We start from the raw sequence: 22,453 nt of genomic DNA, 5'->3' as shown, positions 1-22,453 counted from the left end.
TCATGACCGCGTTAACGGTCGCCCTGGTGCTGGTCGTCGCTGCCGCAGTGATCCTGCGGTGGCGGCGCCCCGCCTGGTACTGGATGGCCTTCGGCGCCGCCTACGCCACCCTGCGAGTCCTGGTCCGCTACGCCTCCGTAATGGATGCGTGCGGGCTGACAGTCCCGCCCTCCCGCTGGCGCCTGGCCTTCGCTCGGATCGCCAACCGGCCCGTCCCTGAGTCCCGCGCTCCGCGCATCCTGCGCGTCCACCCCACTTGCACCGGCCTGCTGCTCCGCCTCAAACTTCGCCCCGGCCAGGACGCCTTCGACATCTCCGCCGCCTCAGACCGGCTGCGGCACTCCTTCGCCATGTACGGCGTCACTTCGCGGGAGCTCCGCTCGGGTGTGGTCGAGGTGCGGATGACCGGCTACGACGTGCTCAAGCGGGTCCGCATGCCCGTAAAGACCGACAAGGCTCCGATGCGGGTTCCGGTCGCCCTGCGGGAGGACGGGGCGGTTCACTACCGCGACTACCGCGCCGTGCCGCACGGCCTCACCCTCGGCGCCACGGAGTCCGGGAAGTCCGTCTACCAGCGCAACCTGGTCGCCGGTCTCGCGCCCATGGATGTTGCACTGGTCGGCATCGATTGCAAGCAGGGGGTTGAACTCTTCCCCCTGGCCCGCCGATTCTCCGCGCTCGCCGACACCCCGGACACCGCCCTCGACCTCCTCGAAGCCCTCGTCTCCCACATGGCAGACGTCTACCAACTGATCCGCGCTGAGCAACGGATGACGGTCAACGTGCCGGACGCGGAGATCGCTGCCGACATCTGGGACCTGCCTGAGCACCTGCGACCGGTGCCGATCGTCGTCCTCGTGGACGAGGTCGCCGAACTTGCCCTGTTCGCGTCCAAGGACGAGGAGAAGCGGCGCGACAGGATCATCACCGCCCTCGTGCGGCTGGCCCAGCTCGGCCGCGCTGCCGGCATCTATCTGGAGATCTGCGGGCAGCGCTTCGGCTCCGAGCTCGGTAAGGGCATCACCATGCTCCGCGCCCAGCTCACCGGCCGCACTGCCCACCGCGTCAACGACGAATCCTCGGCAAACATGGCCTTCGGGGACATCTTCCCGGACGCGGTCCTGGCCGCGATCCAGATTCCTACCGACACCCCCGGCATCGCCGTCACCGGCGACTCGTCCGGCGGCTGGGCCCGCATCCGCGCACCGCACACCTCGCTGCGCCAGGCCGTGAACCTCTGCAACAAGCACGCCGACCGCACCCCGGAACTGCCGGCCCTCGCGCCCTTCCGGCCTGCCACCGCCGCGCTGCCCTCGGACCGTGTGCCGCTGTCCAAGACGGCCCCCGCGACCGTCTGACCCTTTCGCTCCCCGGTTGGCGCGACCGTCTCGTGCCAGGTCCCTACCCGCCCCATGCCTGCTGAAGGGAGAACACGTCATGTGCCCCGACTGCGAGGACGTCGCCCGCACCGTGCTCATGCTGGGCCACCTCGCCCTCTACGCCGACGGACTCGACGCTGACCAAAGCTTCGTCGAGGCTGTGGGCCCGTCCCTCGCCGCGTCCCTGCCGGAGCCGCCGCCCGGTACGTTCCCGCCAGGCCACGACCCTGCCGACGGCCCCGACTACCCCGGCGGCTCGTGATGGCCCGCCCCGCATTCCGCGTGGACGCCGTCCTCGTCCAGGCCATCATCGCCGGGGCTCTGTCCTTCGCCCACCTGCACGACCTCGCCGATGCCGTCGGACAGGACGGCTGGAAAGCCTGGGCCTACCCGATCTCGGTGGACCTGCTTCTGGTCGCTGCCTGGCGACGGCTGCGCAGTGAGGGGCCGTCCCGGCTGGCGTGGTGCTGGTTCCTGATCGCCCTGTTCGCCTCGCTCGGCGCCAACGTGGCCACCGCAGGTTTCCTCGACCTCGCCCATCCCCCGGCCTGGCTGCGCTTCGGCATCGCGGGATGGCCTGCCCTCGCCTTCCTCGGCGGCACGCTCCTCGCCCACTCGCACGTCTCCAAGGACCAGGAACCGGTTCTGCCGGCGCCAAAAGCCGAGCCGGACATCGCTCCCGATCCGCAGCCCGTACCGGCTCCGCTGCCCGTGGCCGAGGAGACCCCGGCTTTCGCCTCCGCTGCCTCGGCGCCGACCGGTCCGTCGGTTCCGGCCGCGCTGGTCGACCACGCGCGAAAGCTCGCCGCCGACCACCAGGCCCGCACCGGAGCCCGGATCGACACCGACACCCTGCGTGCCCGCCTCGGCGTCCCGCCCCACCTGGCCAACGCCATCGCCGCCCAACTCACCTGACCTGAAGGGAGAACCACCCTCATGCCTGCCCGCGACCACTTCCACTCCTTGATGCGGATCGGACCCGTGCAGATCGGCACCCACCGCGACCGCCACGGCCACACCGAACACGCAGCCGTGTGCACCAAGGACGGCTGCGGCTGGTCCGCCGGCTACTCCAGCCAGACCGCCGCGCAGCTCGCCGCCCGCACCCACCGCTGCACCGCCCGATAGGAGAACCGTCCGTGGACGTCCCGCTCTGGCTCGCCCTGATCATCGTCGGCTGGCTCGGCGTCAAGCTCATCCGCCCGCCTTGGTGGCTCGTCGCCGTCCTCCTCCTCGGCGGCTACCTCCTCGCCGACAGCCTGCTCTCCCCCGCCATCGACACCGCCATCAAGTAGCCACTGCCGAAGGGAGATCCACCATGCTCCGCCCCAAGGTCCCGACCATGCCCCAGCCCACGGGCAACCTCGCCCCGCCCGCCGTGGTCGTCGAGCCGACCGCCGTCATCCACCACGCCCCGGAAACCCTCGCCCCCATGACGGCTCCGGCCCGGCCGACCGTGCAGCTCTCCGCAGGCGGCGTCATCGCGCTCGTCGGCGGTGGGACGGCCGTGGTCCTGGTCGTCGGTGCCGTCCTGGTCTCGATGCTTCTCACGGTCGCCATCGCTGGCGCATCCGTTTCCATCTGCGCCCTGGTCATCCGCTCGCTCGTCAGCACCGAGCACAAGCGCCGCTGACCGGCCCCGGGCGGCCTCAACCGCCAAGTCTCCGCCGCCCGGGAGCCGTCCCCTGTCCGATCTCGCAACCGGAAGGAAACCCCAGCATGACCCACCGCACCCGCCCGCCGTCCCGGAGCTGCCCGAACTGCGACGGCTTCGCCTCCGCCGCAGTCACTCTTGGCGGTCGCGACCGGCACGGCCACCTCCGCACCATCAGCGCGCACTGCCCGGCCTGCCACGGCACAGGCACCGCCCACCGCCTCGCTCGTCTGCGGGAGGACGCCCGTGCCTGACACGCTCCTCGACCCGACCACCCTCGGCGACCTGCTGAGGGTGGCTTCGGCCGACGACTTCGACCGCTGGCACGACCAGATCCGCCGCACCGGCGGCTGCGCCGATCCGATTCACCTGACCGGCTGGACCCTCACCAAGGACAAGACAACCGCCGAGACCCTCCACCACTACTCGACCGAGAACGAGCCGGGCGGACGGCTCCGGGTCGCATGCGGCAACCGGCGGGCCTCCCGCTGTCCTTCCTGCGCCTGGACCTACGCGGGCGACACCTACCACCTCATCCGCGCGGGCCTGGCCGGAGACGACCGCCGCGACATCCCATCCACGGTCCGCGATCACCCCCGAGTCTTCGCCACCCTCACCGCCCCGTCCTTCGGCCCCGTCCACAACCGGCCCGAGCGCGCCGTCTGCCGCTGCGGCATTCGCCATGCCTCCGATGATCCGGCGCTCGGCACGGCGCTCGACCCGGCCACCTACGACTACGCGGGCGCTGTCCTCTTCAACAACCACGCAGGCGACCTCTGGCAGCGCTTCACCAACCGGCTACGCCGAGAGGTTGCCGCCCGCGCCGGGCTCAGCCAGCGGGAACTGAAGGAGTCAGCCCGGCTTTCCTACGGCAAGGTCGCCGAGTTCCAGAAGCGCGGCGCCCTGCACTTCCATGCTGTGATCCGCCTCGACGGACCGGACGGGCCCGATACTCCGCCCCCGTCCTGGGCGAGTTCCGGCCTACTCACGGACGCGATCCGCGCCGCAGCCTCGCACTCGTACACCTCGGTCTCCGTCCCGGCCTCCGCGGAGCAGCCTGCCCGTACCTTCCGCTGGGGCACACAGCTTGATGTCCGACCCGTGAAGGCGTTCGGCGACGGCTCCGACATCACTGAACAGGCAGTCGCCTCCTACGTCGCCAAGTACGCCACCAAGGCTGCCGAGAGCACCGGCACCATCGATCGACGGATCGGTGAACTCTCCAAACTCGACCGCCATCAGGTCCCCGACCACACCCGCCGCCTGATCGCGGCCTGCAAGCAGCTCGATCCGCTCTACCCCGAACGTCGGCTCTGGGCCTGGGCGCACATGCTCGGCTTCCGCGGCCACTTCTCCTCCAAGTCGCGCCGGTACTCGACCACCCTCGGCGTACTCCGCCAGGCCCGCGCCGATTTCCGCGCCGCACAGGAACGTGAGGCCCTCGGCCTGGAGGAGCGCGAGCCGGACACCGTCCTCGTCCTCGCTGACTGGCAGTACGCCGGCCACGGCCACACACCAGGCGAGTCCGCCCTCGCCGCCACCATCGCCCGCGACCTCCAGCTCAACCGAGAAACCGCACGCGAGGAACTTCGGTCAGCCTCTGACGAGAGGGAGTGGTGACCATGGCGACGCGGCTCCCGGCCCGCTACCTGACGCCTGACGACCTGGTGGAGATGTTCGACCTCCCCAGCGTCGAAACGGTCTACCAATGGCGTCGCAAGCGGGTTGGTCCTCGCGGATTCCGTGTTGGCCGGCACCTGCGGTACGACCCGGATGACGTCCGCGCCTGGGTCGAGTGTCTCCAGGAAGGGGCTGCCGCCTGATGGCCGGACATGTCCAAGACCGCTGGTACAAGGTCGAAATCGGCACGGATGGCAAGACCCGCAGGATGAAGAGCGATCGGTACGGCCTCGGTCTCCGCTACCGCGCCCGCTACATCGGCCCGGACGGCACCGAGAAGTCCAAGAGCTTCCCGGACAAGCAGAAGCGCCTGGCCGACGTGTGGCTGACCAACATCGAAGCCGACATGGCACGCGGCCAGTACATCGACCCGCGAGCGGCGCGGACCACCTTCCGTGAGTACACCGAGCGCTGGATCGCGGCTCTGACCACCGACCTCGCGAGCCGGGCCGCGGTGGAGGGGCGGCTACGCCTTCATGCCCTGCCTTACCTCGGAACGCGTCCGATCGGCTCATTCCAGCCGGAGCACATCCGCGACTGGAACCGTCAGCTCGAAAGTGCCGTGGCGTCAGCCTCCTACCGGCGTCTGATCTTCGATGCGGTCTCCTCCGTGCTCACCGCGGCCGTGGATGACCGTCTGCTGGCCTCAAATCCCTGCCGAGCCCGATCGGTCAAGGCGCCTCGTCCCGCACCCTCTCGCGTCCATCCGTGGTCGGCCTCGCAAGTCTTCGCCGTGCGGGCTGGACTCCCCGAGCGCTACCAGGCCATGACCGACGTCGGTGGCGGCTGTGGCCTCCGCCAGGGCGAGATCTTCGGGCTCGCGGTCGACAACATCGGAGACCTCGGCTGGCTCTACGTCCGGCAGCAGGTGAAGAAGGTCCGCGGCTCTCTCGTCTTCGCACCGCCGAAGCGAGGCAAGCTCCGGGACGTTCCGCTGGACCCCGAAGTGTCAGTGGCCCTGACCGAGCATCTGAAGCGCTTCCCGCCGGTCGACGTGACCTTGCCCTGGGTGACGCCCACCGGGCCCAAGGTCACACATCGGCTTGCCTTTACAAGCAGCATCGGCACCGCCCTGTGGAGCAACGGCTTCAACGACGAGCGGTGGAAGCCCGCGCTCGCCGCCGCAGGCATCATCCCGGTGCCGGACAAGGGCCAGCGCTACGCGGCGGCCCGTGAGCACGGCATGCATGCCTTGCGGCACTTCTACGCCTCGGTCCTTCTGGACGCCGGCGAGAACATCAAGGCGCTGAGTCTCTACCTCGGCCACAGCGACCCCGGGTTCACGCTCCGGGTGTACACGCACCTGATGCCGAGCAGCGAGACGCGGACCCGGAAGGCCATCAGCGCGATGTACCGGGCCGCCGGTCGCGCTCATGACGGCCCAGAGACGGCCCAGGCTGCCTGAGACGGCCCCTCATCGGCAGGAAAACTGCTGGTGAGGGGCTGTTTTGTGCCCTCGTGCGGCAAGTAACACCCCATCTTGCCTGACGGCCGCCTCTTGACGGAAACCAGTATCACCGGGCGGCCGTGACCTGCCCGTACGCCGTTCGGGCCGGAGGGTGGCCGCCGGGACGACCGGCGACCACCCTCCACTCACTGCCCGTACGTGCGCTTCACTGTCCGTACGCGACCAGCAGGTGAGTGGCCGGGACCACCACGAGTCCGCCGCCCGCGCCGAGGCCGGTCAGGGGCTCGGACACGTTGTGCTCGTCGGGCTCTTCGATCGGCGCGCCGACGTCGGTGGACCAGACGGACTGGCCGGTGGCGCCGTTGAGCGCCCACAGCCGGCCGGACTGCGAGCCGACGTAGACGTAGCCGTTGACGACGATCGGCGCCGTGCTGATCCGGCCGTCGCCCTCGAACGTCCAGCGGGTCTCCAGGGTGCGGCTGTGCCGCTCCCGGAGGACGCCTTCGTCGACGAAGTAGCCCTGACGGCCATCGAAGGCCGGTGCGGGCGACCAGCCGTCGGCCTCGTAGGTGCCGCGGAGCTGCCCGTCGGCGGTGTCGAGGACGGAGGGGGCCATCCCGGCGTCGTCGCGGACCCAGACCCCGCCGTCGGCGACGACGGGGGTGCGGCCCCCTCCGCCGGAGCACTCCGTCCGGTGGCGCCAGACCGGCTCGCCCGACTTGGGGGCGAAGGCGTACGTCTGCTCGCAGGCGTACGAGACGTAGACCCCGTCGGCCGTGACGGCGGGCGAGCTGTTGTCCCCGTTCTCGACGGGCTGGGTCCAGAGCACCGCACCGCTGGACGCGTCCACCGCGTACACGGTGCCGCCCGAACCCGCGCCGCCCGTGTACACCACCCCGGCGGCGAACGTGGGCGGCGAGGTGAAGGAGTACTGGCCCGGCAGCGTGACGGTCCAGACCTTCGCCCCGGTGGCCGGGTCGAACGCGGTCAGCACGCCGTCGTTGTTCTGGGCGTAGAGCCGGCCGCCCCCGTAGGCGAGCGCGGACCACCAGTAGCTGCCGCCGAGGTCGACGGGCTCCCAGGCGTTCTCGCCCGTGGCCGCGTCGATGGCGTGGAGGACGGTGCCGTAGCCGTCGGGCGAGGCGGCGGTGGCGAAGACGCGGCCGCCGGCCACGATGGGGTAGGAGACGTTCCCGCCCAGGTCGCGGGACCACTTCCGGCTGAGCGGCGGCGCGCCCACGGCGGTGTCGACGAGGCTGCCGTCGTGCCGTGCGTTGATCTGGTAGGTGGTCGAGGCTCCGACGGTCCGTGACGGCTGGGCGCCGACCGGCGTCACGAGCATGACGACCGACAGGGCCGCACCGGACAGGACGGTGATGGTTCTTCGAAGGTTCACTCGGGCATCCCTCATCATCCGGCATCGCCGCGGCGATGCGCGCAGGGCGGACCGGCCCCCCGGGTTCGGTGGCCCGCCTCCAGGCCCCATGGTCACCCAGACCGCACCCCAACCGCCTTTCATTTTCCGGCAGTTGAACTACGACTGAACGGCCTTGCGGCCGCGTCCGGTGATCTGGAGCAGGGTCCGTGGCGCGGTGTTCCACCGGACCCGCCTCCGGGCATGCGACGGCCCCGGTACGCGTCTGCGTACCGGGGCCGTCGTCAGGCGGATACGGAGGTCCGCCCGCCGTTCGTCACTCCGCGGTCAGTGTGCGGGGCGACGGCGGGGAGTCACTATGCGGTGGTCTGCGCCTTGCGCTTGCGGAGGAGGAAGACCGCGCCGCCGCCGACGACGACGAGGGCGATCGCGACGCCCGCGATGACCGGGGTGGCGCTGGAGCCACCGGTCTCCGCGAGGTCACCCGAGCCGCCGGTGGTGCTGCCGGTGGAGCTGCCGCCGGACGTGGCCGGGGTCTTGTCCCCGCCCGTCTGGGTCTCGGTGCCGCCCGTGGCGCTGCCGCTGGTCTTGCAGTCCAGGACGCCCTTGAAGGTCTTCGTGAAGCCACCGGGGCCGGTGATCGTGAAGTCGTACGCCTGGTCCTCGGCGACCGGGACGGTGATCGTCTCGGACTTGCCTGCCTCGACGGTGTGCTTCGCACCGGCCAGCTCGAAGGTGAAGGCCTCGTCACCCGTGTTGGAGGCGGTGACGTCCACGCCGCCCTTGGCGCAGTTCTTCTTCGCCGAGACGGCCGGGATCGCGCCCTTCTTGGCCCAGGTGCCGGTGGCGGTCGCGGAGACCGTCGACTCGCTGGAACCGGCCAGGATCATGGTCTGGCTCTTGGTCACACCGGCGAAGGCCCGGCCGACCGGCACCGAGGTGGTGGCCTGGACCGTCAGCGAGGCGGTGCCGTCGGCGGCGCCGGCCGGCACGTCGAAGTAGAGCTCGGCACCGTCGGTCGCGGCGGTGACGGGCTTGCCGGCCTTGTCGGTGACCTTGACACCGCTGGCGGCGTCGGCGGGCGGGGTCACGGAGGCCTGACCCGCGTTGGTGTGGACGGTGATCGGGCCGAGCCGCTCACCGGACTTGCCGGAGACCGCGGCCGGGTCCAGGGCGAGGGACGCCTTGGGCTCCGCCTGGTCGACGGCGCTGTGCTCCAGCCAGTCGGCGAGCTTCTCGGCCTGGGCGTCGGTCGCATCGATATCGGCGTCGTCCGAGTAGCGCCAGATGGCGACCTGGGTGCCCGCCGCCGCGGTCTTCTCGGTGAGCGGGCCGGTGCCGGCCTCCTTGGCGAGCGCCGCGAGGTCGTCGACCTGCGGGTAGGAGTGCTCCAGGATCCAGCGGATCTTGCCGGCGTTCTTGTTCCCGCCGAGCGAGGTCTGGTTCCAGGGGGTCTCCAGGTACTTCGCCTGGTCCTGGGTGGGGTTGTGGATGTCGATGCAGTACGTCTTGAGCTTGCCGCCGCCGTCGACGGTCATCTCGAAGAGGCCGGCGGGCAGCTGCTGGTCCCTGCCGTTCGTGTGCAGCACGGCGCGGTCGAAGGTCTTCAACCCGTCGAGCACCGCGGCCGCGCCGCCCTGGTGCTGCGGCGTCTCGTCGGCCACCGCGCTTCCCGCGCCGGCGAGGGCGCCTGCCATGACCAGACCGGATGCCACCACCGATGCGGCCAGCCGGGCCATGCCGCGCCGCCTCGGTGAATTGGCCGTCGTCACCGAGGACGACGAAACGGTCGCTGAAGAAGCAGAAAACACAGAATTCCCCTCCGGGCGGGACCCTCCGCGCCTGATGCGCGTGTGGGGACTGCCCCGCCAGTCGACTCAAGTGCCCCGTGAGTAATGGGAATCCTAAGGACGAACCGATGAACAGTCCCCCGTCATACCGTCGTACAACCATTCCGAATCGGAATCGTTATCGCCGGTATCACTTCTGTTCGCCTCCCCGGCCCGCTCCCCGCCCGCTTCCGGCCTGCCCAGGCCGCCTCCCACCCCCTCCCCCGGCCCGCTCCGGGCCCGTCACGGGTACATCACGGCGCCGACACCAGCTCCGGCGCCACCTTCTGACGCCCCGTCGGCTTCCTGCTCCCGGAGCGTTCCGCCCCTCCCCTGGACCCACCCGACGCATCGGGACCACCGTCCCCACCAGGGCCGTCCGGCCCGTCCGGATCGTCCGGCCCGTCCGCCCTGTCCGCGCTCCCCACCCGCGCCGTCAGCGCGGGTTCACCCCTCATCACCCGCCGGAACGCGGAGGTCCCCCGCGTCAGATCGTGGCCCACCGCGACCGCCTCGATGTCCACGAACGTCCTGCGCTGCCCCTCCCGTTCCTCCTCCCGCACCTTCAGCCTGCCGTGCACCACCAGGGGTTCCCCCACGGAAACGGAACCGGAGAGATTCAACGCCAGGGTCCGCCAGGCCCACACCGTGTAAAAGCTCGTGTGCCCGTCCGTCCAGAGCTGTTTCTCGCGGTCCCAGCGGCGTGGTGTCACCGCGAACCGGAAGCGCGCCATTCCGCCCGTCGCGGTCTCCCGGAACTCCACACCCGTCGCCGCGTTGCCCACCAAGGTCACCAAGGTGTCGTTCATGACTCCGCCTCCCCTTCCACCTTCGGATCAGCGATCGCGTGCTCGCGGTCACTGGTTCCAGGTTGACGAGGAGGCGGAAATCCTGCCGACGCCTGTGGACTACCCGCCGGTTGTGGAAATCTCCGTCACCGCCGCGAACCTCTCCCGCACCTCGCGGTACCGCACGAGTTCCGCGGCCACCGGATCGAGCACCCGGGCACGGCCGCAGGCCGATGCCGTCTCGCGCAACTGCCGTTCGGCCTCCTGCCCGTACCGTCGCGCCGGCCCGCGCGCCGCGGCCGCGCACGACCACTCCACCAGCGGGCCGCCGACGACCCCGGTCAGCATCACCAGGGCGGGCGTGAGGTAACCCGGTTCGAACACGCCGACGATCTGGCCGACCAGCCAGAGGCCGCCGAAGATCTGCAGCAGCGTCATCGACGCCTGCGTCAGCACCGCGGCGGGCCACCACTTCGGCCGCGGCGGCTTCCCGCCCACCCGGCCGCTGTGCGCCACACCGGAGGCCCCGGCCACGCCCGTCGCCACCACCGCCGAACCGCCGGGGGCGGGCTCGGCGCCGACCCGCTGCGCCAGCGTGTCCAGCGCCTCCGGCAGCCCGTCCGCACCGTGCACCGCGGCCTCGCGGACCGCCTGCGCCCAGGGGCCCGGCAGCCCGTGGGCGGCCTCGTCCGCCAGCGTCCGTACCGCCTGCTCGACCAGCTGACGGGCGGTGAGCTGCTCCTCGGGGGGCTCGGGCCGCGCCGGGCGCTCCAGGCTTCCGGGGCGCCGGGTGGACTCGTACCAGCGCCACAGCCGCAGCCAGGGCGTACCGCATGCCCGTCCGGCGTTCCTGCGCCACTCGCGCTCGGCCGCCTGGCCCGCCGCGGCCGCCCCGACGGCCTCCGCCAGCCGGTCGGCGAACTCCTCGCGGGCCCGTTCACCGAGGCCGGGGCGGCCCTCGGCCACGTACACCGGGCGGAGCCTGGCCGCTGCGGCGTCCACGTCCGCGGAGAGCCTGCGCGCCGCCGCGGTGCGCTCCTGGACGAACCGGCCGAGCACCTCGCGCAGTTCGTCGACGCCCTCGCCGGTGAGCGCGGACAGGGACATGACGGTGGCGCCGGGTTCGCCGTGTTCGCCCAGGGCCATGCCGTCCTCGTCGAGCAGCCGGCGCAGATCGTCGAGGACCTGGTCGGCGGCGTCGCCGGGCAGCCGGTCGATCTGGTTGAGGACGACGAAGGTGATCTCGGCGTGCCCGGCGAGCGGCCGCAGATAGCGCTCGTGCAGGGCCGCGTCCGCGTACTTCTCCGGGTCGACGACCCAGATCACCGCGTCGACCAGCGCGAGCACCCGGTCGACCTGCTCCCGGTGTTCGGTCGCGGCCGAGTCGTGGTCGGGCAGGTCGACGAGGACGAGTCCCTGGAGGGCCTCGTCGGTGTCCGCGGCGCCCTGCTGCGGCCTGCGCCTGAGCCGTCCGGGAATGGCGAGCCGGTCCAGCAGCCCGGCGGCGCCGTCGGTCCAGGAGCAGGCGAGGGGAGCGGCGGTGGTCGGCCTGCGCAGTCCGGTGTCGGAGATCTGGGCGCCCGCGAGGGTGTTGAAGAGCGTCGACTTGCCGCTGCCGGTGGCCCCGGCGATGGCGACGACGGTGTGCCGGGAGGAGAGCCGCTGGCGGGCCGCCGCCTCGTCGAGCACCCGTCCCGCTTCGGCGAGGGTGGCCCCGTCGAGCCGGGCCCGGGACAGCCCGACGAGTTCGCGCAGCGCGTCGAGCCGCGGCCGGAGCGGGCCGCCGGAGGGCACATAGGCCTCGACCAGCGGCGGCCGTACGTCGTCGTCCGGGGCGGTCTCGGGTTCGGGGTCCACCGCCTTGGCCGCCGCCCGCCGGGCGATGAGCCCGTCGTTCCAGTCCCGGCTCGCCTCCGGGATCCGGCCCCGCCCGTCCGTGTCCCGTTCCTCCTGCGCGTCGGGGCTCCCGGTCCGGCCGGTCCCCTCGTCAGTGACGGCAGTCATCGCTGCCACCTCTCCTTCTGCAGTACGGACAGCGCGGCGATCAGTTCGGCCTGCGGCTCGGGGGCCACGTCGAGCGCGTCCAGCGGTGCGAGCCGCCGGTCGCGCTCGCCGTTCATCACCCGGTCGAGGCAGTCGGTGAGCAGCGCCCCGCCCTTGTCGCGCAGGCGCAGTGCGCCCTGGGCGCCGATGCGTTCGGCGAGCTGTTCCCCGGCGCCCCGGGTGCGGCGGCCGCCGAGCAGCGCGGCGGCCAGCAGCGCCGCCACGGTCTCGGCGTCGGGCGCGGCGTTGCGTTCCAGGCGGCGCACCTCCTCCTCGGCCAGCTCCTCCAGGACCCGCCACCAGCGCCGTACGGCCATGGTGATCCGGCCCCGGATGTCCTCGGCGGGTCCCCAGCCCCCGGCTTCCCGGCCGACGTCCTCGAAGCCGAACTCCCCGGCGGCGGGTTCGCGCCGCCAGGTCGTACGGATCTGTTCGTCGGCGGCGGCCACGGCGCACTGGAGGAGTGCGGAGAGGCTCCCGACCAGCGCTTCGAGGAGTTCCCCGGAGGTGCTGTACAGCGGGTATCCGCGCCATCTGGTCCGGGCGCCCCCGGCGAGCACCCCGCCGCCGCGCAGCCTGCGCCGGACCCGGGCGCCCTCGGCGCGGTACGCGTCCTCGACCAGGCCGGTCAGCCGCACGGCCGCCGCGTACTGCGCCGCGACGGCCCCGGCCAGCTCGGGCATGCGTACGTCCAGCGAGTCGATGACCCCGGCGGCCGTGCGCCCGACCGCCTGCTGACGGGCCGCCGGGTCCTGGGCGCGGTGGCTGAGCCAGGCCCGCAGCGGGGCGACGGCGGTCACGGGCAGCAGCCCGCTGCCGCCACCGGCCGATTCGGGCAGCTCGGGGATGGTGAAGCGCGGCACCTCGCCGAGGCCCGCCCGGGTGAGCAGTGCCCCGTACTGCCGCGAGACCTCGGCGATCACCTGGTGCGGCACCCGGTCGAGGACGGTGACGAGCGAGGCGTCGTACTGCTTGGCGGTACGCAGCAGGTGCCAGGGCACGGCGTCCGCGTACCGGGAGGCCGTGGTCACCATCACCCAGACGTCGGCGGCGCAGATCAGCTCGGAGGCCAGCATCCGGTTGCGCACCACGAGCGAGTCGATGTCGGGGGCGTCGAGCAGTGCGAGGCCGCGCGGCAGGCCGGGCGAGGTCTCGACCCGCAGCACGGTGCCGTTCTCCTCCTCGCCGCCGTGGAGTCCGTCCAGCCCGTCGAGGTCCCCGCACCGGCCCGGCTCCCCGGACTCCTCCGGCGGCAGCCAGATCCGGGTCAGCTGCGGCAGTACGCGCACCCCCGCGAACCAGTGGTGATCATCCGGATGGCAGACGAGCACGGGGGTCCGGGTGGTCGGCCGCAGCACTCCGGCCTCGCTGACCGGTCGTCCCACCAGCGAGTTGACCAGCGTCGACTTCCCCGCCCCGGTCGACCCGCCGATGACCGCGAGCAGCGGTGCTTCGGGGTCCCTGAGCCGGGGGAGCAGATAGTCGTCGAGCTGGGCGAGCAGCTCGCTCCGGGTGCGCCGGGCGCGCGCGGCCCCCGGCAGCGGAAGCGGAAGACGCACGGCGGCGACACGGTCGCGCAGGGCGGAAAGTGCGTCGATGAGCTGAGGCCGTACGTCCAAGGTCACCACATGCGAAGAATGCCCAATTTTGGCGCCTTTTTGAAGCGTATAGCCACCTCTGCGCGCCGGTTCCCTCCCAGGAACGAAGTCAGGACAGACGGGACGAGTGGGGCGCAGGCATAACGAGTGCACAACACCCGGGGCGCGAGGCGTGAAAAGCGCTGCGCGAATCCCACCTACCTGCGATTATCGGTTCGCTTCACCGAACCTCCACATCGTGCCACGCAGGTGAAGCAACCAGTACGAGGCGATCGGAGCCCTATCCTTGTCCCGGCAGGTCACCGACCGGCCCGGCCCCAGGGCTCCAGGCCGCCGAGGCCACCACCCGGCCCCCGTAGCTCAGTGGATAGAGCAGGCGCCTTCTAAGCGCTTGGCCGCAGGTTCGAGTCCTGCCGGGGGCGCGCATCGCGCACCATTGTGAGGCCCTCCACCCCGGAGGGCCTTTTCCATGGTCGGACGCACACTAAAGGGTGGCCCGTAGAGGGCGTGTAAGCACCGGACCGCCCTCGGGTGGCCATGAGGGCGGCCGGTGCTTGCGTGCCCTCTACGGGTGGCTCTCCCCCGGAGCGACCCGCTCGCGGGGGAGGCGGGGCGGTCAGCGGTTGAAGGACGAGCCGAGTGCTGCGGACTTCGCCACCGTGCCCAGGGTTCCGTGGCCGAAGGTGAACGAACCCTTGGCCGTCAGGCCCTTCGCCGTGGCCGGGAAGACCCACAGGGAGCCTGCGCCGGTGTTCTCGCCGGGGGCGCCGACGGCCAGTTCGCTGCGGCCGTCGTGGTTGGCGTCGACCAGCTTGACGGCGCCGCCGAACAGGTCACCGGCCTCGGCCGCGCCGGGGACGTCGGGCGTGTCCTGGTTGAAGCCGATCGTGCCGGTACCGGTCGGGCCGGACGCGGTGCCGGGGAGGACCAGGACCGAGCCCGCCTTCTTCTTCGTGCCGAGGGCCTCGCCGGGGACACCGACGGCGAGGTCGCCGTAGCCGTCGCCGTTCATGTCGCCGATCGAGAGCGATCCGCCGAATTCGTCGTGCACCTCGGCGGCACCGGGGACACCGGCGGTGTCCTGGTTGAAGACCTTGGCGCGGTCGCCGCGCGGGCCGGTGGCGCTGCCCGGTACGTAGGTGATCATGCCGCCCAGGGCGAGCGGGTAGTTCAGATCGCTGTCGTAGCCCTCGACCGTGCGGCCCACGACGAGGTCGGCGTACTTGTCACCGTTGATGTGGCCGGCCGTGATGGTCTCGCCGCCCTGGAGGTTGTAGCCGTTGGACGCCTTGACGGTGGTGTACTTCTCGGTGAGGCCGGTGGCGCCGCCGTTGCGGATGAGGATGCGGCGGGCGTCGTACTCGTCGCCGTCGTGGACGACGGAGGCCAGGTCGTCACGGCCGTCGCCGTTGAAGTCGCCCGCGGCGACGTCCATGTAGCGCAGATCGTCCATGTCGGGGATCAGGCGGGCGGGGGCCGCGGTGCTGCCGTCGCGCTTGAACGGGCCGGACAGGACGTAGGTGTCACCCAGTTCGAGGGTGGCGATGTCCGGGGCGCCGTCGCCGTCGAAGTCGCCGACGACGGTCTTGGAGCCGATGCCGGCGTACTCGTGATCGCCGGTCAGGAGGGTCGCGCCGCCGGACAGCCCGTTCGCGCCGCCCCAGATGACGGTGAGCGAACCGGCCTCCTTGAACGAACCGATCTTCTCGTTGCCCGCGCCGACCACGAGGTCGGTGTAGCCGTCCTTGTCGAGGTCGGCGGAGACCACCGAGCTGCCGAACGTGTCGCCGCTCTCGGCGGAGTCCGGTATGCCGGGCGAGTTCTGGGTGAAGACCTGCTTGGTGGCGGTCCGCAGCCCGTTCTTGGAGCCGTACACCACACCCACGTACCCGGCCTCGGACGTGCCGTCGACGGTGGCGCCGGGCGCGGCGAAGGCCAGGTCCGGGTAGCCGTCCCCGTTGAAGTCGTCGCGCCGGGGGGCCGGTGCGGGCGCGGCGCCGTTCGCGGACGCCGGCGCCGAGGCGGTGGCGCGGGCGGGCGTCGATGCCTGGGCGGTGGAGAAGGTGGTCACGGCGGTCGCCACGGCGATGGCGAGGACCACGGTGGTTCCTAGGGCACGGGATGCCACGTGGACTCCTTCGTTCGGGTTTCGGAAAGGTTTGCGTGGACAGCGCGGTGCTCCGGTGGAGCACCGGCGCTGCGCAGACTCAGACCGGCGACGGCGTACGGCAGTTGCACCACCTCAAGGACTGTTACAGCTCCACTACGTGAACGGCCGACGAAATCCCGATGGGGAACTACGGTCGCGGCGGGCCGAGTCGAGTGGAGTCGGGCGGCGGGGCGCGCGCCGCGGCGGCTCCGGGGACGCCGGGGGCTGTCGGGCCCGGACCGTCCCGTGTCATGGTCGGGTCCATGGATGCTTCCGGGGCGCGGCCCACCCGGCTGCTGGAACGGTTCACCGCCGAAGCCGGCCGTGTCGTTCCGCTGGAGGCCCTCTGGGCGCACGGGTCGCTGGCGTTGGGCGACTACCGGCCCGGCCGCAGCGACCTCGACCTCGTGGCCCTCGTCGGCGCGTCGGTCACCGCCCCGCAGCGGCAGCGGCTCGAACAGCTGCACCGCACGCTGATCGCGGACGTGCCGGAGGCCGCCGGGCTGCACTGCTCCTACGTGGTGCGCGCGCGGCTGGCCGACGCCGGACGCGACCATGTGACCTGGGCGCAGTCCCGGCTGTTCGAGCGGCCGGTCACACCGGTCACCCGGCGGGAGCTGACCACGGGCGGGCTGTCGCTGTACGGTCCGGGGCCCGCCGGGCTCGTCGCGGAGGTGACCGACCAGGAACTGGCGGAGTTCGTCCGGGGCGACCTGAGGGACTTCTGGTACCCGGCGAGCGCCCGGCCCGCGCTCTGGCTGGAGGACATCTGGGTGGACCTCGGTCTGCTGACGCTCGCGCGGGCCTCGGTCACCCTGCGGGAGGGCCGGCTCATCACCAAGGGGCAGGCGCTGGAGGTGCTGACCGCATGGGGTGCGCCGGCCGAGGTCGTCCGCGACATCCACCGCCGCCGGTACGGGGCCGGGCCGCACCAGGTGTCCCCGCCGTGGCGCATCAGGCGCGGACGGCTCGCGCGCACCTACGTGCGGGCGGGCATCGAGCGCACTCTGGCGTCCCGACCGAGCCCCTGACGCGCACCTGCGTCCGGGCCCCTGACGCATACCTGCGTCCAGGTCCCTGACGCGCGCCTGCGTCCGGGCCCCTGACATGCGGGGCGGAACAGGGCCGCCACCGCACCATTGACTGCGCCCGCGCTCCCCGTCTAGCTTCCGAGCTACCTCATTGAAACCTTTCACGGTGCTCCGGCACCGCGCTCCACCCGCGTCCGCCACCGCCGAGGAGCCCCATGAACCAGCCCGCCGAGGACCCGCCGCCGGCCCCGGCCCCCGCCGCCCCGGTCCTGGCGCTGAGGAACGTGAGCAAGTCCTTCGGCGCCGTACGCGCCCTGCACGAGGTGTCCCTGACGCTGCGTCCCGGCGAGGTCCACGCGCTCGCCGGGGAGAACGGCGCGGGCAAGTCCACCCTCATCAAGACGCTCGCCGGAGTGCACCGCCCGGACGGCGGGCAGCTGTTGCTCGACGGTGCGCCCGTCGCCTTCCACGGGCCCGCCGACGCCCGCGACGCCGGGATCGCCGTCATCTACCAGGAACCGGCGCTCTTCCCCGACCTGTCGATCGCCGAGAACATCTTCATGGGCCGTCAGCCCCGGCGCCGCCTCGGCCGGATCGACCACCGCGCGGTGCGCGGGGCCACCGCGGCGCTGATGCGCCGGCTCGGGGTCGGCCTGACCCCCGACCGGCCGGCCCGCGGGCTCTCCATCGCGGACCAGCAGATCGTCGAGATCGCCAAGGCGCTCTCCTTCGACGCCCGGGTCCTGATCATGGACGAGCCGACGGCCGCGCTCACCGGCGCCGAGACGGCCCGGCTCTTCTCCGTGGTGCGGACGCTGCGCGACGAGGGCGCGGCCGTGCTGTTCATCTCGCACCGGCTCGACGAGATCTTCGAGCTGTGCGGGCGGGTCACGACGCTGCGCGACGGCCGCCTGATCGCGTCCGAGCCGCTGGCCGGGCTGACCGCGGACGCTCTGGTGCGCCGGATGGTCGGCCGCGATCTGGACGACCTCTATCCGAAGCAGGACGCGACGGTCGGCGAGGTCGCCCTGTCGGTCCGCCGGCTGACCCGCGAGGGCGCCTTCCGCGATGTGTCCTTCGAGGTCCGGCGCGGGGAGATCGTGGCGCTCGCCGGGCTCGTCGGCGCCGGCCGGACCGAGGTCGCCCAGGCGGTCTTCGGCGTCGACCGCGCGGACGCCGGGGAGGTCCGGGTCGACGGCACCGTGCTGCGCCCCGGCTCGCCGACCGCCGCGATGGCCGCCGGGCTCGCGCTCGTCCCGGAGGACCGCCGTCAGCGCGGGCTCGTCATGGAGATGTCCATCGAGCGCAACATCGGGCTCACCGGCCTCGGCGAGCTCCGCAGACACGGGCTCGTCCGCCGCGCCCTGGAGCGCGACCGGGCCGCCGACTGGGCGCTGCGCCTCCGGCTCACGTACCACCGCCTGGCCGACGCCGTGGGCGTGCTGTCCGGCGGCAACCAGCAGAAGGTCGTGCTCGCCAAGTGGCTCGCGACCGGACCGTCGGTGCTCGTCGTCGACGAACCGACCCGGGGCATCGATGTCGGCACCAAGGCCGAGGTGCACCGGCTGCTCTCCGCGTCGGCGGCGGACGGGCTCGCGGTGCTGATGATCTCCTCCGATCTGCCCGAGGTGATCGGGATGGCCGACCGGGTGCTCGTCATGCGCGAGGGCCGGCTCGTCGCCGAACTCCCGCGCGGGAGCGCCACCGAGGAGACGGTCCTGGCCGCGGCGGCCGGAGTGGGCGGAAGGGCGGCGCCATGACCACCACCGTGGACGGTCCGCCGGACACCGGCGCCGGGGCTCCGGCGCGCGGCGCCTCCTCGCTGGTGGAAGCGGTGTTCCGGGCCCGTGAGATCTCCATCGCCGGGGCACTGGCCCTGCTGATCCTCGGCACGTACCTCGCCAACCCGCGGTTCCTGTCCGGCCAGGGCGTCCGGGACCTGCTGCTCAACGCCTCGATCCTGGTGCTGCTCGCGGTCGGCCAGTCGGCCGTCGTGATCACCCGCAACATCGACCTGTCGGTCGGTTCCGTGGTCGGTCTCGCCGCCTTCGCCTGCGGCAGGTTCGTCGCCGGGACGGACCACGGCGTGCTCGCCGTGCTGCTGCTCGGCGCCGCCGTCGGCGTGGTCTGCGGGCTCGTCTCCGGCGCCCTGGTCAGCTTCGGCGGGGTCCCCGCGCTCGTCGTGACGCTGGGCATGCTCTACATCATCCAGGGCGTCGACTACTGGTGGGCGCGGGGCGACCAGATCGGCGCCGCCGAGGTGCCCGACCCGGTGCTGCGGCTCGGCAGCGGCAGCGTCCTCGGCGTGCCGTATCTGCCGCTGATCGCCCTGGTGGTGCTCGCCGCGACCGCGTCCTTCCTGCGCGACCGCGCCTCGGGCCGGGAGCTGTACGCGATCGGCTCGAACCCGGAGGCCGCGCTGCTCGCCGGGATCCCGGTCCGCCGCCGGATCCTCGCCGCGTACGTCTTCTCCGGGGCCGTCGCCGGTTTCGCCGGGGCGCTGTGGCTGGCCCGGTTCGGCACGGTCGTCGCGGACAACGCGCACGGCTGGGAGCTGACCGTCGTCAGCGCCGTCGTCGTCGGTGGCGTCGCCATCACCGGCGGTACGGGAACGGTCTGGGGCGCGGCCCTGGGCGCGCTGCTGCTCACCACCATCGGCAGCGTCCTGGTCGTCCTGAAGGTCGACTCCTTCTGGCAGGGCGCCCTCACCGGTGCGCTGCTGCTGCTCGCCATCGGCGTCGACCGGGTCGTGAACCTGCGGATGACCGCCGCACTGAGGAAGAGGAGCGCCCGGCATGGGAACGGAGTCTGAGACCCGGGGGGCGGCGGACGCCGCGCGGACGAGGGGAAGCCTCGTACGGGGCCTGGCGCTGCGCTGGGACACCGCGGTCGGGGTGCTCCTGGTGGCGGTCTTCGCCATCGGCCTCGGCTCCACGGACGGCTTCGGCTCCGCCGACAACCTCGCCTTCGCCTTCGACGACATCGTCGAGGTCGCCGTACTCGCGCTGCCGATGACACTGCTCGTCGTCGCCGGGCAGGTCGATCTCTCGGTCGCCTCGATGCTGGGCCTGGGCAGCGCGCTGACCGGTGCGCTGTGGAACGCCGGCTGGGCCTTCGAGGCGATCGTGCCGGTGGTGCTGCTGGCCGGTGCGGCGGGCGGGCTGCTCAACGGCTGGCTGGTCACCCGGGTGGGGCTGCCGTCACTGGCCGTCACCATCGGCACCCTGGCCCTCTACCGCGGGCTGGCCTCGGTGGCGCTGGGCAGCGACGCGGTGACGGGCTTCCCGCAGAAGTACGCGGACTGGGCCGTCGACACCACCACCGTGCCCGGCACCTTCCTCACGTACCCGGTCCTGCTGTTCGCCGTCCTCGCGGTGCTCACCGCGATCGTGCTGCACGCCACGGGCCTGGGCCGTGCGCTGTTCGCGATCGGTGCCCAGGAGGAGGCGGCGTACTTCGCGGGGATCCGCGTCAAGCGGATCAAGCTGCTGCTGTTCGTCGTGACGGGGCTGTTCGCCTCGTTCACCGGTGTCCTGTTCACCCTGCGGTACGGCAGTGCCCGCGCCGACAACGGACTCGGCTTCGAGATGCTCGTCATCGCCTCCGTGCTGCTCGGCGGCATCGACTTCGACGGCGGGAAGGGCACCCTCTTCGGCGCGGTCGCCGGGGTGCTGCTGATCGGGGTGCTGAAGAACCTCCTGACGCTCAACGACATCGCCAACGAGGTGCAGGTGATCGTGACCGGCCTGCTGCTCGTGGCGTCCGTCCTCACGCCCCGGGTGATCGCCGCCTTCGTCGAGCGACGGCACCGGCGCGCCGCGGACTCCCCGTCCTGAACCGCCCCCGTCTCCCGCCTCCTGTCGAAAGGCACCTCACCGCCATGATGCTCCGCACCGTCGCGACCGCCGCCACCGCCGTGTCGCTCGCCCTCGCCCTGAGCGCCTGCTCCGGCACCACCAAGGACAGCACGGACCGGGGCTCCGCGAAGACCGGGACGACGGCGAAGGCCGATCCGGACGCGCCGCTGAGGAAGGACCTGAAGCTCGCCTTCCTGCCCAAGCAGATCAACAATCCGTACGAGAAGATCGTGGACGACGCTGGCATCGCGGCCGCCCGGGAGTTCGGCGGTACGGGCAAGGAGGTCGGTCCGTCCGACGCCGGTGCCTCCTCGCAGGTCAGCTACATCAACACATTGATCCAGCAGCGCCAGGACGCGATCCTGGTGGCGGCCAACGACCCCAACGCGGTGTGCGGCCCGCTGAAGCAGGCCATGCGGAAGAACATCAAGGTCGTCGCGTACGACTCCGACACCGCCAAGGACTGCCGGCAGCTCTTCATCAACCAGGCGGGCTCCGAGGAGATCGGCCGCGGTCTGGTCCGCCACCTCGGTGAGCAGATCGGCTACCGGGGGAAGATCGCGATCCTCTCGGCCACCCAGAACGCCACCAACCAGAACACCTGGATCGGCTTCATGCGGGACGAGTTGAAGCTGCCCAGGTACAAGGACATGAAGCTGGTGAAGGTGGCGTACGGGGACGACGCGGACCAGAAGTCGTTCCAGCAGACGCAGGGCCTGTTGCAGGCGTACCCGGACCTCAAGGGCATCATCTCGCCCACCACCGTCGGCATCGCCGCCGCCGCCCGCTATCTGAGCGACTCCTCGTACAAGGGCAAGGTCGTGCTGAACGGCCTGGGTACGCCGAACCAGATGCGCAAGTACGTCAAGGACGGCACCGTCGGGCAGTTCTCGCTGTGGAACCCGGAGGATCTGGGCTACCTCGGCGCGTACGCCGCCGCCGCGCTGGCGTCGGGGCGGATCAGGGGTGCGGAGGGGGAGACGTTCGAGGCGGGCCGGCTCGGTGCGTACACGGTCGGCAAGGACGGTGAGGTCGTCCTCGGCAAGCCGACCGTGTTCGACCGGGGCAACATCGACACGTTCGACTTCTGAGAGAAGGGAACTCCTGGACGGAGGGACTTCTGAACGGAAAGAACCGGCCCGCCGGAACGGCCCCGGGGCCGTTCCTAGAAATCCGCCCCGACCACGGCCAGCAGGGCGAACGCGGTGAGGGACAGGAGGGTCCGGACCCGGTGGAGCCGGTTCCAGGGGGCCTCGAAGGCCGCGCGGGCCGCGCTGTCGTCGCCGCCCTCGGACTCCGCGAGCGCCTTGTTGAGCGGGATGTTGCCGGCGATCGTGATCAGGTGGCCGGCCACCGCGCAGACCAGCGCCACGACGGCGAGCACCCGGTCCGAGCCGCCGTCGCCGCCGAGGGCCACGACGGCCGGGAAGGCGATCACCCCGAGGAAGAGGACCAGGAAGGCCGGACCCGGCACCTTCTCGTTGAAGCGGCGCATGGCAGCCGTGAACCGTTCGTCGGGCAGCGCCGCGATGCCCGGCATGACCGCTGTCAGGAACGTCAGCATGAATCCGGCGTAGAGGCCCGTCGTGAGCACGGCGAGCGCCAGGAACAGGGAGGAGGACATGGTGGCCATCATGTCCTCGGCGGACGGGCGGCACATCC

General features: G+C 71.9%; 22 protein-coding genes and 1 tRNA gene. 16 read left to right on the top strand and 7 right to left on the bottom strand.

What is annotated here, in order from left to right:
* The first annotated feature begins 2 nt into the window (after positions 1 to 2).
* The 10 genes from GA0115234_RS32135 to GA0115234_RS32090 all read left to right on the top strand — a co-directional run bounded on the left by GA0115234_RS32135 (position 3) and on the right by GA0115234_RS32090 (position 6,118).
* Positions 3 to 1,358, top strand: a complete 1,356-nt coding sequence (locus GA0115234_RS32135) for an FtsK/SpoIIIE domain-containing protein (RefSeq protein WP_093548729.1) — start codon at positions 3 to 5, stop codon at positions 1,356 to 1,358.
* A 79-nt stretch (positions 1,359 to 1,437) separates the two neighbouring features.
* The gene (locus tag GA0115234_RS32130; protein ID WP_093548727.1) at positions 1,438 to 1,641 is read left to right on the top strand and encodes a hypothetical protein; all 204 of its coding nucleotides are present in this window, start codon (positions 1,438 to 1,440) and stop codon (positions 1,639 to 1,641) included.
* Entirely contained in the window at positions 1,641 to 2,294 is a 654-nt protein-coding gene (locus tag GA0115234_RS32125; protein WP_093548796.1) for a DUF2637 domain-containing protein, read from the top strand. The genes GA0115234_RS32130 and GA0115234_RS32125 overlap by 1 nt, the downstream gene beginning before the upstream one ends.
* A gap of 21 nt (positions 2,295 to 2,315) precedes the next feature.
* On the top strand, positions 2,316 to 2,507 hold the full coding sequence (locus tag GA0115234_RS32120; RefSeq protein ID WP_093548725.1) for a mobile element transfer protein: 192 nt from the start codon (positions 2,316 to 2,318) through the stop codon (positions 2,505 to 2,507).
* Positions 2,508 to 2,518: 11 nt separating this feature from the next.
* Positions 2,519 to 2,674, top strand: coding sequence for a hypothetical protein (locus GA0115234_RS32115; RefSeq protein ID WP_093548723.1), 156 nt, complete (start codon positions 2,519 to 2,521; stop codon positions 2,672 to 2,674).
* A gap of 23 nt (positions 2,675 to 2,697) precedes the next feature.
* Positions 2,698 to 3,012, top strand: a complete 315-nt coding sequence (locus tag GA0115234_RS32110; protein ID WP_093548721.1) for a SpdD-like protein — start codon at positions 2,698 to 2,700, stop codon at positions 3,010 to 3,012.
* 86 nt (positions 3,013 to 3,098) lie between these two features.
* Complete coding sequence (locus GA0115234_RS32105) at positions 3,099 to 3,287, top strand: hypothetical protein (RefSeq protein WP_093548720.1); 189 nt, start codon at positions 3,099 to 3,101, stop codon at positions 3,285 to 3,287.
* Positions 3,280 to 4,653 (top strand): replication initiator protein RepSA, encoded by a 1,374-nt coding sequence (repSA, locus tag GA0115234_RS32100; protein WP_093548717.1) that lies wholly within the window; start codon positions 3,280 to 3,282, stop codon positions 4,651 to 4,653. The genes GA0115234_RS32105 and repSA overlap by 8 nt, the downstream gene beginning before the upstream one ends.
* A gap of 2 nt (positions 4,654 to 4,655) precedes the next feature.
* Positions 4,656 to 4,856, top strand: a complete 201-nt coding sequence (locus GA0115234_RS32095; protein ID WP_093548794.1) for a helix-turn-helix domain-containing protein — start codon at positions 4,656 to 4,658, stop codon at positions 4,854 to 4,856.
* Positions 4,856 to 6,118: a tyrosine-type recombinase/integrase gene (locus GA0115234_RS32090; protein ID WP_093548715.1), complete on the top strand. Its 1,263-nt coding sequence runs from the start codon at positions 4,856 to 4,858 to the stop codon at positions 6,116 to 6,118. Before GA0115234_RS32095 ends, GA0115234_RS32090 begins: the two co-directional genes overlap by 1 nt.
* 208 nt (positions 6,119 to 6,326) lie before the next feature.
* Here GA0115234_RS32090 and GA0115234_RS32085 read toward each other — a convergent pair whose 3' ends face one another.
* From GA0115234_RS32085 to GA0115234_RS32065, 5 genes are all read right to left on the bottom strand, one after another.
* Positions 6,327 to 7,517, bottom strand: coding sequence for an outer membrane protein assembly factor BamB family protein (locus tag GA0115234_RS32085; protein WP_256088876.1), 1,191 nt, complete (start codon positions 7,515 to 7,517; stop codon positions 6,327 to 6,329).
* Positions 7,518 to 7,852: 335 nt separating this feature from the next.
* Positions 7,853 to 9,307 carry an LAETG motif-containing sortase-dependent surface protein gene (locus GA0115234_RS32080; protein WP_256088875.1) on the bottom strand — a complete coding sequence of 485 codons (1,455 nt, stop codon included), beginning with the start codon at positions 9,305 to 9,307 and terminating at the stop codon, positions 7,853 to 7,855.
* Positions 9,308 to 9,579: 272 nt separating this feature from the next.
* On the bottom strand, positions 9,580 to 10,134 hold the full coding sequence (locus GA0115234_RS32075; protein WP_093548711.1) for a single-stranded DNA-binding protein: 555 nt from the start codon (positions 10,132 to 10,134) through the stop codon (positions 9,580 to 9,582).
* A gap of 99 nt (positions 10,135 to 10,233) precedes the next feature.
* Positions 10,234 to 12,117 (bottom strand): YfjP family GTPase, encoded by a 1,884-nt coding sequence (locus GA0115234_RS32070; RefSeq protein WP_093548709.1) that lies wholly within the window; start codon positions 12,115 to 12,117, stop codon positions 10,234 to 10,236.
* A complete protein-coding gene (locus GA0115234_RS32065) occupies positions 12,114 to 13,775 on the bottom strand; it encodes a dynamin family protein (protein WP_093548707.1) in 1,662 nt (553 codons plus the stop codon). The genes GA0115234_RS32070 and GA0115234_RS32065 overlap by 4 nt, the downstream gene beginning before the upstream one ends.
* A 328-nt stretch (positions 13,776 to 14,103) precedes the next feature.
* On the opposite strand from GA0115234_RS32065, the gene GA0115234_RS32060 reads away from it, so the two are divergent.
* Positions 14,104 to 14,176 (top strand) — tRNA-Arg (locus GA0115234_RS32060).
* A 194-nt stretch (positions 14,177 to 14,370) separates the two neighbouring features.
* Here the strand turns inward: GA0115234_RS32060 and GA0115234_RS32055 are convergent.
* A complete protein-coding gene (locus GA0115234_RS32055) occupies positions 14,371 to 15,882 on the bottom strand; it encodes an FG-GAP and VCBS repeat-containing protein (RefSeq protein ID WP_093548705.1) in 1,512 nt (503 codons plus the stop codon).
* Between the two features lie 284 nt (positions 15,883 to 16,166).
* Between GA0115234_RS32055 and GA0115234_RS32050 the strand changes: the two genes are divergently transcribed.
* The 5 genes from GA0115234_RS32050 (at position 16,167) to rhaS (ending at position 21,882) form a co-directional block, all read left to right on the top strand.
* Positions 16,167 to 16,934, top strand: coding sequence for a nucleotidyltransferase domain-containing protein (locus tag GA0115234_RS32050; RefSeq protein WP_093548790.1), 768 nt, complete (start codon positions 16,167 to 16,169; stop codon positions 16,932 to 16,934).
* Positions 16,935 to 17,149: 215 nt separating this feature from the next.
* Positions 17,150 to 18,694 (top strand): sugar ABC transporter ATP-binding protein, encoded by a 1,545-nt coding sequence (locus GA0115234_RS32045; protein WP_093548703.1) that lies wholly within the window; start codon positions 17,150 to 17,152, stop codon positions 18,692 to 18,694.
* Positions 18,691 to 19,746 (top strand): ABC transporter permease, encoded by a 1,056-nt coding sequence (locus GA0115234_RS32040; protein ID WP_093548701.1) that lies wholly within the window; start codon positions 18,691 to 18,693, stop codon positions 19,744 to 19,746. Before GA0115234_RS32045 ends, GA0115234_RS32040 begins: the two co-directional genes overlap by 4 nt.
* Positions 19,730 to 20,770: an ABC transporter permease gene (locus tag GA0115234_RS32035; RefSeq protein WP_093548699.1), complete on the top strand. Its 1,041-nt coding sequence runs from the start codon at positions 19,730 to 19,732 to the stop codon at positions 20,768 to 20,770. The genes GA0115234_RS32040 and GA0115234_RS32035 overlap by 17 nt, the downstream gene beginning before the upstream one ends.
* Positions 20,771 to 20,814: 44 nt before the next feature.
* Positions 20,815 to 21,882, top strand: coding sequence for a rhamnose ABC transporter substrate-binding protein (gene rhaS, locus GA0115234_RS32030; protein WP_093548697.1), 1,068 nt, complete (start codon positions 20,815 to 20,817; stop codon positions 21,880 to 21,882).
* 74 nt (positions 21,883 to 21,956) lie between these two features.
* Here the strand turns inward: rhaS and GA0115234_RS32025 are convergent, their stop codons facing one another.
* Positions 21,957 to 22,424, bottom strand: a complete 468-nt coding sequence (locus tag GA0115234_RS32025; protein ID WP_370804628.1) for an anthrone oxygenase family protein — start codon at positions 22,422 to 22,424, stop codon at positions 21,957 to 21,959.
* Positions 22,425 to 22,453 lie beyond the last annotated feature (29 nt).

The organism is Streptomyces sp. DvalAA-43 (genome assembly GCF_900091725.1).
Classification (GTDB): domain Bacteria; phylum Actinomycetota; class Actinomycetes; order Streptomycetales; family Streptomycetaceae; genus Streptomyces; species Streptomyces pulveraceus.
This window is presented reverse-complemented; position numbering and strand designations above follow the sequence as displayed.